This is a genomic window from Streptomyces sp. NPDC006372 (assembly GCF_040612515.1).
GTDB lineage: Bacteria > Actinomycetota > Actinomycetes > Streptomycetales > Streptomycetaceae > Streptomyces.
Map to the genome: position 1 here is coordinate 146,643 of NZ_JBEXQJ010000021.1, position 12,463 is coordinate 159,105.

12 protein-coding genes and 1 pseudogene are annotated in these 12,463 nt (G+C 71.3%); 2 read left to right on the forward strand and 11 right to left on the reverse strand.

The window, feature by feature from the left end:
- Positions 1-110: 110 nt before the first annotated feature.
- The 8 genes from gdhA to ABZ016_RS27425 are packed head-to-tail and all read right to left on the reverse strand — an operon-like array spanning position 111 to position 8,173.
- Entirely contained in the window at positions 111-1,457 is a 1,347-nt protein-coding gene (gene gdhA, locus ABZ016_RS27390) for an NADP-specific glutamate dehydrogenase (protein ID WP_356919347.1), read from the reverse strand.
- A 52-nt stretch (positions 1,458-1,509) separates the two neighbouring features.
- The gene (locus ABZ016_RS27395) at positions 1,510-2,097 is read right to left on the reverse strand and encodes a helix-turn-helix domain-containing protein (RefSeq protein ID WP_356919348.1); all 588 of its coding nucleotides are present in this window, start codon (positions 2,095-2,097) and stop codon (positions 1,510-1,512) included.
- A gap of 32 nt (positions 2,098-2,129) precedes the next feature.
- Positions 2,130-3,299: an aminotransferase class I/II-fold pyridoxal phosphate-dependent enzyme gene (locus ABZ016_RS27400; RefSeq protein WP_356919349.1), complete on the reverse strand. Its 1,170-nt coding sequence runs from the start codon at positions 3,297-3,299 to the stop codon at positions 2,130-2,132.
- Positions 3,300-3,322: 23 nt separating this feature from the next.
- Positions 3,323-4,120 carry an SDR family oxidoreductase gene (locus tag ABZ016_RS27405; RefSeq protein ID WP_356919350.1) on the reverse strand — a complete coding sequence of 266 codons (798 nt, stop codon included), beginning with the start codon at positions 4,118-4,120 and terminating at the stop codon, positions 3,323-3,325.
- Between the two features lie 59 nt (positions 4,121-4,179).
- Positions 4,180-5,199: an allophanate hydrolase gene (locus ABZ016_RS27410; protein WP_356919351.1), complete on the reverse strand. Its 1,020-nt coding sequence runs from the start codon at positions 5,197-5,199 to the stop codon at positions 4,180-4,182.
- Positions 5,196-5,933, reverse strand: a complete 738-nt coding sequence (locus ABZ016_RS27415; RefSeq protein ID WP_356919352.1) for a carboxyltransferase domain-containing protein — start codon at positions 5,931-5,933, stop codon at positions 5,196-5,198. Before ABZ016_RS27415 ends, ABZ016_RS27410 begins: the two co-directional genes overlap by 4 nt.
- A gap of 19 nt (positions 5,934-5,952) precedes the next feature.
- On the reverse strand, positions 5,953-6,768 hold the full coding sequence (locus ABZ016_RS27420; protein ID WP_356919353.1) for a 5-oxoprolinase subunit PxpA: 816 nt from the start codon (positions 6,766-6,768) through the stop codon (positions 5,953-5,955).
- 28 nt (positions 6,769-6,796) lie between these two features.
- Positions 6,797-8,173, reverse strand: coding sequence for an MFS transporter (locus tag ABZ016_RS27425; protein ID WP_356919354.1), 1,377 nt, complete (start codon positions 8,171-8,173; stop codon positions 6,797-6,799).
- Between the two features lie 534 nt (positions 8,174-8,707).
- Between ABZ016_RS27425 and ABZ016_RS27430 the strand changes: the two genes are divergently transcribed.
- Both ABZ016_RS27430 and ABZ016_RS27435 read left to right on the forward strand, forming a co-directional pair.
- Complete coding sequence (locus ABZ016_RS27430; RefSeq protein ID WP_356919355.1) at positions 8,708-9,343, forward strand: RraA family protein; 636 nt, start codon at positions 8,708-8,710, stop codon at positions 9,341-9,343.
- Positions 9,340-10,416: a D-2-hydroxyacid dehydrogenase gene (locus tag ABZ016_RS27435; protein ID WP_356919356.1), complete on the forward strand. Its 1,077-nt coding sequence runs from the start codon at positions 9,340-9,342 to the stop codon at positions 10,414-10,416. Before ABZ016_RS27430 ends, ABZ016_RS27435 begins: the two co-directional genes overlap by 4 nt.
- A 17-nt stretch (positions 10,417-10,433) precedes the next feature.
- On the opposite strand, the gene ABZ016_RS27440 is transcribed toward ABZ016_RS27435, so the two are convergent.
- From ABZ016_RS27440 to ABZ016_RS27450, 3 genes and pseudogenes are all read right to left on the reverse strand, one after another.
- Positions 10,434-11,063, reverse strand: a complete 630-nt coding sequence (locus ABZ016_RS27440; protein ID WP_356919357.1) for a glyoxalase — start codon at positions 11,061-11,063, stop codon at positions 10,434-10,436.
- Positions 11,064-11,291: 228 nt separating this feature from the next.
- Positions 11,292-12,302: a DUF5914 domain-containing protein gene (locus tag ABZ016_RS27445; protein WP_356919358.1), complete on the reverse strand. Its 1,011-nt coding sequence runs from the start codon at positions 12,300-12,302 to the stop codon at positions 11,292-11,294.
- Between the two features lie 68 nt (positions 12,303-12,370).
- Positions 12,371-12,463: pseudogene (locus ABZ016_RS27450) on the reverse strand (histidine kinase); the annotation flags it as partial.

Genomic DNA, 12,463 nt, shown 5'->3' on the forward strand with positions numbered 1-12,463 from the left:
TCTTCGGTGACGACACACCCCACGGTCTGATCGCCGCGTTTGTCGAAGAGGAGCAGGCCCCGTAAGGCGGCGTGCGGCTCACCCGACGACCGGCTCACCTGACGACCGGCTCACACCACGCCTTGAGCCAGCATCGCCTCGGCGACGCGGAGAAAGCCCGCGGTGTTGGCGCCGAGCACGTAGTCGTCGGCGTCCCCGCCGTAGGTCTCGGCGGTGGCGCGGCACCGGGCGTGCACCTGGCCCATGATGGTGGCGAGTCGGTCCTCGGTCCGCTCGAAGGTCCAGCTGTCGCGCGAGGCGTTCTGCTGCATCTCCAGTGCGGAGGTCGCGACGCCGCCCGCGTTGGCGGCCTTGCCGGGGCCGAAGAGGACCCCGGCGCCGCGGAACACCTCCACCGCCTCGGGCGTGCAGGGCATGTTCGCACCCTCGGCCACGGCGAGCACGCCGTTCTTCACCAACGCGACGGCATCCTGCTGACCCAGTTCGTTCTGTGTCGCGCACGGCAGGACGATGTCGCACGGCACGTCGTAGACCGACCCCCGGGTGGAGAACCGCGCGCTCGGCTTCGCCTCGGCGTAGGCGGAGATGCGTGCGCGGCGCACCTCCTTGACCTCCTTGAGCAGGGTCAGGTCGAGACCGTCCTCGTCGACCAGGTAGCCGGAGGAGTCGGAGCAGGCGACCACCCGTCCGCCCAGGGCGTGGACCTTCTCCACGGCGTAGACGGCGACGTTTCCCGAACCGGAGACCACGACCCGGCGTCCGTCGAAGCCGTGGCCGCGGGTGGAGAGCATCTCCTGGGCGAAGTACACCGCGCCGTAGCCGGTGGCCTCGGTACGGGCGTGCGAACCGCCCCAGCCGACCGGCTTGCCGGTGAGGACGCCGGCCTCGTAACGGTTGGTGATCCGCTTGTACTGGCCGAAGAGGTATCCGATCTCGCGTGCGCCCACTCCGATGTCCCCGGCCGGCACGTCCGTGTGCTCGCCCAGGTGCCGGTGGAGCTCGGTCATGAACGCCTGGCAGAAACGCATGACTTCGCCGTCCGAGCGCCCCTTGGGGTCGAAGTCCGCCCCGCCCTTGCCGCCGCCGATCGACATGCCGGTCAGCGCGTTCTTGAAGATCTGCTCGAATCCGAGGAACTTGACGATGCCGAGGTTCACGCTCGGATGGAACCTCAGACCCCCCTTGTACGGTCCGAGGGCGCTGTTGAACTCCACCCGGAATCCGCGGTTGACCCGCACCGTGCCCTGGTCGTCCACCCAGGGGACCCGGAAGATCAGCTGCCGCTCGGGTTCACAGAGCCGCTCCACGATCCGGGCCTGGGTGTACTCCGGGTGCGCCCGCAGCACGGGGTCCAGCCCGTGCAGGACCTCACGTGCTGCCTGGTGGAACTCCGTCTCCCCGGGGTTTCGCCGGCAGATCTCGCCGTACACGGCCTCGATATGGGCGCTCACGTCCATGTGACTGTCTCTCTGTTCAGGTGCGGGCGGGCGGCGGGACCCGGGTCGGCTGTCAGGCACGCTGCGCCTGGTCGGCCGCCGACCATCCGATCAGCGCGCCGCGCAGGGCGGCCACCAGGCAGCCGGCGGCCTCGTCCTCGGTGCGTCCGCTCTTGATGAGGTCGAGGATGTCGCGTGGGTCGAACAACGCGTTCCACAGGTAGAGGGCTTCGTCGCCGAGGTCCCCGAGGCCGAGGTCCTCGGTGGTCTGCCGCAGTGGCTCGGCGAGTGCCTCGGCCTGCGGGGCGAGGTAGCCGGTGCCTTCGCGGAGCCGTTCGAGGTAGCCGCGGTGCGAGCGCATCTGGGCCATCGCGCCGCCGTGTTCGAGGACGAGCGACACCCAGTACCGCGACACCGCTTCGAGCTTCGCCATGCCCCGGGTGGTCTGCCGCGCGCTGAATTCCTTCAGTTCGGAGCCCACTTGGGCGCGGAAAGCGTGCAGGATCTCCTCGACGGAGGAGAAGTGACGGTAGGCCGTCGCGGTGGACACCTCGGCGTGTTTGGCGATCTCGGCGAGGCTGACGGGCGTCGGCGAGTTCTCGAACAGTCGCGCGGCTGCCTTGATCAGGTGCCTGCGGTTCCGCTCGGTGTCACTGCGCATGGGACGACTCCTGGTCGTGTACGGGACGGTGCTCATCGCAGGGCCGCAAGGCCGGTGGCCAGGCGACGGACGCCCTCGGTGATGGACTGCGGGCCGGCAGCGTACGACAGCCTCAGGTGCCCCTCACCACGCGCTCCGAACTCGCTCCCGGGCCGGACGGCGACACCGTGCGTGCGCAGCGCCGCCACGACCTCCACGGACGGCAGGTCGATGTCGTAGCGCGGGAACTGGTAGAAGGCTCCTTCCGGTGCGCTGAGAGTAAGGCCGGGGATCATCGCCAGTTCCCTGCGCATGAGTTCGCCGCGCTCTTCGTACGCGGCGCGCATCTCCGCGACCTCCTCGTCGCAGCTTTCCACGGCGACGAGTGCGGCGTCCTGGACGAAGGTGCCGACGGAGCCGTTGAAGGTGTTGTGGACGCGTGCTGACGCCTGGATGAGCGGTGCCGGTCCCCAGAGATAGCCGACGCGCCAGCCGGTCATCGCGTAACTCTTGGAGAACGTCTGGCAGTAGACGGTCCGTTCGCGCAGGCCGTCGATCGAGATCGCGGAGGTGAAGGGCCGGCCGGTGTAGTCGAGGTCGGAGTAGGCCTCGTCGGAGATGACGATCGTGGGGGTGCCGTCGAGCAGGCGGGCGAGGGCCTCGAGTTCCTCGCGGCTGTGCACGATGCCGGTCGGGTTGACGGGGTTGCAGAAGACGAAGAGCTTGGCGCCGTCGAGGGCGTCGGCGAGCCGGTCGAGGTCCCAGTGCAGGTCCGGGGCGAGCGGGACGGGGACCACGGTGCCGCCGGCCATCGCGACCAGGTCGCCGTAGAGCGAGTAGGTGGGGTCGGGGACGACCACCTTGTCACCGGGATTGACGATGCCGAGGATCGAGGCGGAGAGCCCTGCGGTGCCGCCCTGGGTGATCAGGATGTCGGCGGCGGAGACCGGTGTCCCGGCGGTGGCGGTGAGCTTGGCGGCGAGGGCCTCGCGCAGGGCCGGTTCGCCGAGCAGCGGTGAGTAGTGGGTGCGTCCGGCGCGCAGCGAGGCGGTGGCCGCCTCGGTCACGCCCCGGGGTGTGTCGAAGTCGGGTTCGCCCATCGCGAGGGAGACGAGGTCGCCCCGGGACTGCGGTTGCTGCGTCCGGCGGGACGCGGCCGCGATCCGGGCGACGGCGTCTGCGGTGTCGTACAGGGGCGGCTGGGTGGTGATGGTGGGCGGCATGCGCTCCTCCTGTGGCGGGGTGGTCAGGCCTGCGGTGCGGCGTCGGCGGGGGCGCCCGTCCAGCGGCTGATGTCGAGGTCGGCGGAGATGTCGCGCTGGCGGGTGGGGGCGACGACGATCTCCTGGAGGACGACGCGCTGCGGAAGGGCGACGGCCAGGCGAATGGCCTCGGCGACGTCCTCGGGCCGCACCATTGCGGCGCGTTCCTCCGGGGCCGGAGGCCGGGCGCGGTTGTCGAGGATGGGGGTGTCGGCTTCGCCGGGCAGCACGGTGATCGCCCGCAGACCCTGGTTGCGGAAGGTGTTGTGCAGGAAGGTCATGAAGTTGCGGACGCCGGCCTTTGCCGCGCCGTAGGCGGCGCCGCCCAGCAGGTTCGGGTTGACGGCGGCGAGCGAGGAGACGGTGACGATGGTCCCGGCGCCGCGGTCCAGCATGTCGGGCAGGACGGCCTGGGTGAGCTGGAAGACGGCGGTGAGGTTCACGTCGAGGACCTGCCGCCATTCGTCGTGCGGCAGCCACTGCGGGTTGAGCACGGTGGAAGCGCTGCCCGCGTTGTTGACGAGGACGTCGACGGGGCCTAGTTCGGTCCGCACCCGGTCCAGGACGCGGGTCACGTCGTCCGCGTCGGTGATGTCCGCGGCGAGGGCGAGAGCGGTCCCGCCCTCGGAGCGGATCGTGTCGGCGACCGAGTCGAGGGCTTCCTGTCTGCGGCCGAGCAGGGCGACGGCGGCACCGTCCCGGGCGAGCAGCCGCGCGGTCTCCAGCCCCATTCCGCTGCCGGCTCCTGTGATGAGCGCGGTCGTGCGGGGCGTTGTGGTCACCGTTCCTCCTCCATCTCCATCGAAGATATGAGATTCATATTTCATATGAAAATAGATTCTCAGTTCAGCTGTGGCAAGGGTGTGGGCGGGGGTGCGGCGGCGAAGCCGACTGCTCGGAACGCCTCGGCGGCGGCCTGTCCGAGTACACGGATCTCGGCTTCGCGGTGGGCGAGGCGACGCAGCGCGGTCTCGCGGTCGATCCAGCGGAACCTCAGTTCCCGCCCTGGTCCGGCCTGTCCGAGCAGGGGCAGGGACGCCCGGGCGGCGACGCCGACGATGGGGTAGCCGGCGGTCAGGCTGCGGTACCGGCCGAGGACGATCAGCTCGTCGGCGTGCGGGATCTGGAGCGCCCCGACGGGCACACCGTGCGACACGATCTCGGTGTCGTCGTCCGGGTGCCGCACCGGCCCGTGGAGCCTGAGCCCGACGTGGTCGGAGCGGGGGGTGACGACGTAGGTCGCCTCCTCGATCACCTCGCGGATCCCCGCGATCGTGCGGATGCCGGGGCTGGGTACGACGTCGACGACCCAGGGGCCGTCACCGAAGCGCGGGACGGGGACGGGGAGCCGGAACAGCGGCGCCCCGAACAGACGGCGCCCGAACCCCCGGAACGCCGTCTCCAGCGCGACGCGCGAACCGCGGGCGACGGCCTGCCCGAATCCCATCCGGGCGTCCGGGGCAGCGCTGCCCAGCAGGGTCTCGGTGCCGAGCGCTCCGTTCAGCGCCAGATAGGTGCGGGTCCCCCGGCTCATGTCGGCGCGGATCCGCACCTCGTGGCCCGCGGGTACGACCAGCGGCGACCAGCTGTCGGCGGGCGAGCCCGCGACGGTGACTCGCGCGGGCGCGCCGGTCACGGCGAGCAGGACGTCGGCGTCGGGCACGACGGCCAGTTCGCCGCCGAGGCTTTCGACCAGGGTCGCGCCGCGGGGGTTGCCCACGAGGAGATTGGCCACGGCCGCCGAGTGCTGGTCGGCCGCTCCCCCGGTGGGAACGCCCCGCCGTTCCGTGCCGTTCCGGCCGAGGTCCTGGAACGTGGTGATCCATCCGGTGCTGGTGAAGTCCAGCGCCACGGTCCTCATACGGCCACCTCCGCGGGCAGCAGGAAGCCGGCGTCCAGCGCGGCGGCCTCGTCCCGGGTGACGGGGACGAAGCGCACGACGTCGCCGGTGCCGAACGACACGGGGTCCGGGCGGGAGATGTCGACGATGGTGTGCGGCGTGCGCCCGACCACCCGCCAGCCGGTCGGGCCGGGGAACGGCTGGATGATCGCGTTGGTTCCGGCGATCATGACGGCGCCCGGGGCGACATCCGTGCGCGGCTCGGACCGCCGTCGCACAGGCCGGGGCACCTTGAGTCCGTCCATCATCGGCGCCATGGCCGCGCCGAGGAGGCAGATGGTGAAGGTGGACCGGGCGATCGCCTCGACGACGTCGGTGGCGGCCAGGCCGAGTTCTTCGGCGACGGACGCCAGATCAGGGCCGTTGTCGTCGTCGAAGACGACGGGGATGGCGAAGGTCCGGGCCCGGTGCGGGCCTGCCGGGCCGTCCGACGGCGACGGCGCCCACCGGGCCACCAGACGAGCGGCGTACTCCACGTGCTCGGGCGCGGTCTCGAGCGGATCGAACTCGACGAGCAGGGATTCGATCCCGGAGACGACGTCGAGCACACCGTGCGGGAGGTGCGCCAGGAACCGGTCGCGGAACGCCACGATCCCGGCCCTGCGGACGGATTGGTCGGCGTGGGGGATGGTCACCATCACCGCCGAGTCCCCGAAGGGCTCCACGGTGACGGCGCCGTACTGTGCTGTGGTCATCGCCTGGTGCGCCCGGCCCTCAGCCGGCGAGCGCGGCCTCCGCCTTCTGTGCCTTCTCCGCCAGGACGTCGCGCAGGCCGGCGACCTGGATGCCCTCGGCGGCGAGCGCGGCGCGCAAGGCCGTGCCGTTCGCGAGGACGTTCGGGTGGTCGCCGTGCAGCAGCAGGACGTCGGCGTCGTGGCCGAGGGGGACCACGTTGCCGTCGACCGAGCGCACGGTGCCGTCCCGTACGACCTGCGCGGAACGCTCGCCGATCAGCTCGGGGTCGTGGATCAGGCCGCCCTCGTGGGAGCGCGGGACGGGCATGCCGTCGTCGCCGTAGCCGCGGTCGGCCAGGAACACGTAGCCGACCTCCAGGCCGCGCTTGCGCGACTCCTCGGCCAGGAGACCGCGCTGGCAGATGACGATGTAGTCCGTGTTGTACGCGGCGATCGCGTCGGTGATGGCGCGGGCGTGCTTGGCGTCGGTCTGGGCGATCGAGCCCATCCGGCCGTGCGGGGCCACATGGCTGATGGTGCCGCCGTGCACCCGCGCGAAGGCGTCGAGGGCGCCGAGCTGGTAGAGGACGTCGGTCCGGATCTCCTCCTCGGTCGCCTCGATGAGCCGGCGGCCGAAGCCGACCAGGTCGGGGTAGCCGGGGTGGGCGCCCAGTTCGATGCCGCGCTCGACGCAGTCGGAGACGGTCCGGTCCATGATGCGCGGGTCGCCGGCGTGGAAGCCGCAGGCGATGTTCGACGAGGTGACGAGGCCGAGCAGGGCGCCGTCGTCGCCGATCGTGTAGTTGCCGAAGCTCTCGCCGAGGTCGGCGACGACGGCTACGGAGTTGATTCCCATGGTGTCTCTCCTGGTGGGGGGAGGTGTGTCAGCGGGCGGCGAGCGGCCGGCCCTTGGTCTCGTGCAGAAAGGCGACCGTGACCAGGGTGATCAGGGCGGTGATGATGGAGGCGAAGGCCGGGACGAGGTTGGAGCCGGTCGACTCGATCAGCTCGGTCATCACCAGCGGGGCGCTGCCGCCGAAGATGATCGTCGAGACGCTGAATCCGATGCTGTAGGCGGAGTAGCGCACGCTGGTCGGGAACATCTCGGCGAGCATGGTGTGCACGACGGCGGCGTGCCCGGAGAAGGCCATCGCAAGGACGACGGTGCCGATGCAGGCGAGCCCGAATTCGCCGGTGGTGATGAGCCGGAACATCGGGTACGAGACGAGGGCCATGGCGATCGCGGAGCCGGCGAGTACGGGCTTGCGGCCGATCCGGTCCGACAGCCGGGCCATGACCGGGATGCAGACGACGATGGCGACCAGACTGACCGCGGTGACCGTGAGCGCCCGCAGCATCGAGAAGTTGTGCTCGCCCAGCGAGGTCTTGAGGTACGTCGGCATGTAGACGAAGAGCAGGTAGTAGCCGGGCCCGTTGAGCGCGGGGAGGAAGATCGTGAGAGCGATCGCCTTGAGGTGGCGCCGGGAGGTGAAGGCTTCCCTGAGCGGGTTGCGTGCGACGGTGTTCTGCTCGCGCAGGGCCTTGAAGTGCGGGGTCTCCTCGAGTCGGCTGCGGATGTAGAAGCCGACGTAGCCGAGCGGCACGGCGAGCAGGAAGGGCACCCGCCACGCCCAGGAGGTCATCGAGTCGTCGCCGAGGGTGGTGATGAGGACGGCGGAGAAGGCGCTGCCGAACATCAGGGCGACGAACGAGCCGACCGCGATGAAGCTCATCATGTAGTTGCGGCGGGCGTCCGGTGCGTACTCGCCGACGAAGGACATGGCGCCCGCCACCTCACCGCCCGCGGAGAAGCCCTGGAGCACCCGGAGGAGAACGAGCAGGACGGGGGCGGCCACGCCTATGACGCCGTGCGACGGGATGATTCCGATGGCCGCGGTGGCCGCGGAGATCAGCACCAGAAGGGTCGCGAGCAGTCCCTTGCGCCCGATCCTGTCCCCGAGGTACCCGCAGATCACGCTGCCGAAGGGACGGGCGACGAAGCTGACCAGGAAGCCGACATTGGTGAGGAAGAGGTTGCCGGCGTCGGCCTCGCCCATGATGTTGATCGCCAGGTAGGTGACGAGCAGGCCGTAGATGCCGTAGTCGTACCACTCGACGAAGGAGCCCACCGCGCCCGCGACAGTGGCCTTGCGGACGACCTTTCGGTCGGCGGTGACGACGTCGACCGCTGTCGCGCCGGGCGTCTCCGACGATGCCTCGGGACGGTCTGATGGGATGTCGAGCCGATCTGACGCTGTCATGCGCGTTCACTTTCGGTGTCGCGGACTCCGGGGACGGTGTCCTGAGGATCGTGCGCTGAGCGTGGCCGCTGCCGGCGATCGCCTCTGCGCCGAGGTGCACCCATACGTGGTGGGTCATGAGGGGAAGCCCGTGACGGCGCCTCAGGGGAGTTGTGCGGCTTCGGCGTTGTCCAGGTGGCTGCTCGCCCGGTGAGGCCGGAGAAGGCGACGGAGAGGGCAGCGGAACAACGTCGGAGCCAAGGTGCGACTTGAATCGCGAATGAGAATAGGTTCGCATTCTCGGGCGGTCAAGGATGTGCGTCGCCTTCCGTTCACCTTGCGCTTCCGTCCCGCTTCCACCTTGGACTCTGCGACCGTTACGGCGGATTAACGAGGGATTCCACGGCTCGACGACGCACCCCTCGGCTTGTTCAAGCCACCGACGACCCCTTGTGTCGCCCCCCGGATGGATGCACACTGACTCGCACGGAAACGCGAAACCTTTCGCATTTCGTTGGTCAGCTCGTCCACCCCCACCACCCGAAGGAACCCGTGATGACCCAGGACAACGTGCGCGTGACCACGGCGTGGGAGCGCGTCGACGACCACGTGCTCGAACGGTTCCGCGCCCACTCGGTGGCCAACCTCGGCGACGCCCTCGACCGGCTCAACATCGTCGACGGAGGCATCGCCCCCGTGTGGAACGGCGCCAGGGCCGTCGGCACGGCGCTCCCGGTCCTCACCGTCGCGGGCGACAACAAGGCCGTGATCGCGGCGCTGGATCACATCCGCCCCGGCGATCTCCTCGTCATCAACGCCTTCGGCTACGACGGCCGCGCGATCATCGGGGACAACCTCGCCCAGCGCTTCGCCGTGCACGGTGCCGCCGGCGCGGTCGTCGACGGCTTCGTGCGCGACGCGGCGATCATCGAGCAGCTCCGCGTCCCGGTGTTCGCCCGGGGGCTGACTCCCGCCGGTCCCTTCAAGAACGGACCGGGCACGATCGGCGAGGCCGTCGCCATCGGCGGCGTCGTGGTGAACCCGGGTGACATCGTCGCCGCCGACGGGGACGGCGTCATCGTCATCCCGCCGCACCGGGCCGAGGAAGCGCTCGATGCCGTGGCGGAGATCGTCGCCCGCGAGGCCGCCCTGGACGCCGAGGTCGAGGCGCTGCGGAGCGCCGCCCGATGACCGGAGGGGACCGGGTGCCCGGCCGCCTCCGCGTCGCCGTGGCAGCGCCGCTGTCCGAGGAGAACTGTGCGCTCATCCAGGAGTTGGAGCCGCGGATCGATCTCGTCGTCGATCACTCTCTGCTGCCCCCGATGCGCTGGCCCGCGGACTTCGCGGGCGACCCGGACTGGCGGCGCGACCCCGGCCGGCAGCGCGCCTACGAGGCCTCGATCGACTCGGCCGACGCCCTCTACGGGATCCCCGACGTCGACCCGGCCGCACTGGCGCGCGCCGTACGGGCCAACCCTCGCCTGCGCTGGGTGCACACGATGGCGGCGGGTGGAGGAGGCCAGGTCAAGGCCGCCGGGCTGACCCCTGAGGAACTCGGCCGCGTCGTGTTCACCACCTCGGCCGGGGTGCACGGACGTCCGCTGGCCGAGTTCGCCGTCTTCGGCGTGCTGGCGGGAGCCAAGGACCTTCCCCGCCTGGCCCGCCAGCAGCGCGACCGTGAGTGGAGCGGCCGCTGGACGATGGGGCAGGTGAGCCGGCAGACCGTCCTCGTCCTCGGGCTCGGCGGGATCGGCCGGGCCGTGGCGAAGGCGCTCCACGCGCTGGGCGCGACGGTCGTCGGCACGAGCAGAAGAGGAGCGGAGGCTTCCGGCGTTCCCGGCGTCTTGGCCGTCGTGCACCCGGACCGCATCGCCGAGGTGGCCGGCACCGTGGACGCCGTCGTGAACACGCTCCCCGGGACCGATGCCACCGAGCACCTCCTCGGCAAGCGGTTCTTCGACGCCCTCCGGCCCGGGGCGTGTCTGGTCAACGTCGGCCGCGGCAGCGTCGTGGACGAGACGGCCCTGGCCGACGCGCTCGACTCCGGCCGGGTCGGCTTCGCCGCGCTGGACGTCTTCGAGAAGGAGCCTCTGCCGGGGGACAGCCCGCTCTGGGACCACGACCGTGTGCTGGTGAGTCCGCACACCGCCGCGCTCGACGCGGCGGAGGACCGCCTCATCGCCGAGCTCTTCGCCGCCAACGCCACCCGGCTCCTCGACGGCCTCGAACCGGTCAACCGGGTGAACACCGTCGAGTTCTACTGACGGGGCCGGGCGGTGGCTTACGCGGCGGTCTCCCAGGCGAACCCGTCGGGGTCGGTGAAGGGGCCGGCGGTGCTGCCGACGACGACGCGGTGCGAACCGGTGCCGTCGGCGGGGACGCCGAGGTCCTTGGCCAGGCCGCGGCGCTTGTACAACGCCAGTTTGACCGCGCCGGGCTCGCCGGAGGCGAACTCGGCGTACTTGCCGCCGAAGCTCCTGGCCACCGTCAGGCCCCGGTCGACGTAGAACTGCTTGCTCGCCTTCACGTCCTCGACGCCGAGCAGGAGAACGACGTCGTCGATCCGGCGGGTGGCCGGGGCGGTGTCCTTCTTCACCGAGGTCGCGACTTTCCAGATCGTCCCGTCCGGGGCCTGGACGACGCCGCCGTAGCCCCAGAGCGACTTCGCGGCGGGCTTGAGCACCGTCGCGCCGGCCTCCACGACCGCGCCGACGAAGTGGTCGACGGTGGCCGGACCGGCCACCGTGAGCGCCAGTGTGAACCCGCGGAACCCGGTGGAGGGCGCCTCGGACGCCCGCAGGCGAACGAACGCGTCCACTCCGAAGGCGGAGTAGAAGCGGTGGGCGGACTCGGGGTCCGCCACCTCGAGAGTGACGGTTGCGATCGACGTTCGGGATGCGGTGGTTTCCATGACCACCACGCTAGGAGCCGCTCGGCGAACCGGCTTCTCGATTCCTGACCGACCTGCGCCCCGGGACGCATCTGCTCCGGACTGCGGGACGCCGTGGAGACACTGAGCGGGCTCTACGGCGACGACGGCGCGGGGCGGCACACGCACGCGGACTGAACGAGCGGCGGAGCAGAGCGGCGTGTGCCGACCACGTGCCGGGCGCGCTCGGCCGGGCGTCACCGGGGTCGGTCAGCCGGGAAGACGACCGGAGGAGCGCAGGGCCCACCGGCGCTCCGCGTACGCCAGGTCGTCACGCCACAGGCGGCCCGCCGCGGCTCGCATCAGGGGGCGCAGCAGCGGGGAAGCGCGGCGGGCCACGGCGAAGCCCGGCCGCGCCGACGTGGCGACGACGGCCTCCACGACCGCGGTGCGCGGCCGCCCCAGCACGTCCGTGCCGAGGGGCGTGGCGTGCGTCTCCACGACGGACCCCTCCCCCTCCCCCTCGGTGATGCGCATCAGCACCGTGCGCGGTCCCGGCGCCGTGAACACGGCCCGGACCGGGACGACCATGCGTCCGGCGACCTTGAAGGACACGTCGACCGTGAACGAGTCGTCCTCGCCGGCCCGGCCGGGAGTCCGCACCACGGTGAGATCGACGAAGGAGTAGGGGTGGTACCAGGCGCCGTGCCAGGGGTCGAGGCGGTTGGCGACGACGTCGTCCGGCTCGCACACACCCATGCCCGTGTACACGGCGGTCAGCGCGGCGGCCGTCGCGGGGCGTTCGGGCACCGCGGGGCGGCTGGTGGCCGGCTCGCCTCCGGCCTCGTCCAGCCGTACCCACAGCAGGACGCCGTCGTCGTGGGCCGGCCAGGGCTCCCAGCCGGCGAACGGCCTGCCGTCCAGGGCCATTCCGTGCCAGTGGCAGACCAGAGTGCCGCAGCGGACCGGGCTGTCACGCAGCGGGGCGCCCAGATGCGGGCAACTGCCCGGCCCGGCCACGAGATCACCGCCCGCGTTCCGCCACAGCACGACCTCGCGCCCGGCGACGGTGCGGGCCAGCGGCCGGTCGGCGCGCAGGTCATGTGAGGCTCCGACGACGTACCAGTTGCCGGTGGGGCGGGCCTGCGCCCGCTTGAGGGCGCCGGCGATCAGCGCGGGCCGGGCTTCTCGCCAGGTGGGACGTTGCCGGTCCCAGGCGACCGGGGTGCGCCGCAGACTCAGCGGCAGACGCCTGGGGCCGCGGGGCCGAGCGGGGCTCATACGACCTCCTCGGGGTGCGGGCGGGCGGACATCATCAGGCGACCTCCTCGGGGTGAGCGGGCGGCCGCGATGACGGCGAGGTTGCGGCCCATGACGTCGTGAAGATCGCGTGCGAATCTTAGCCGTTCCTCGGCGACCGCGAGTTGTGCCTGGGCTTCGCG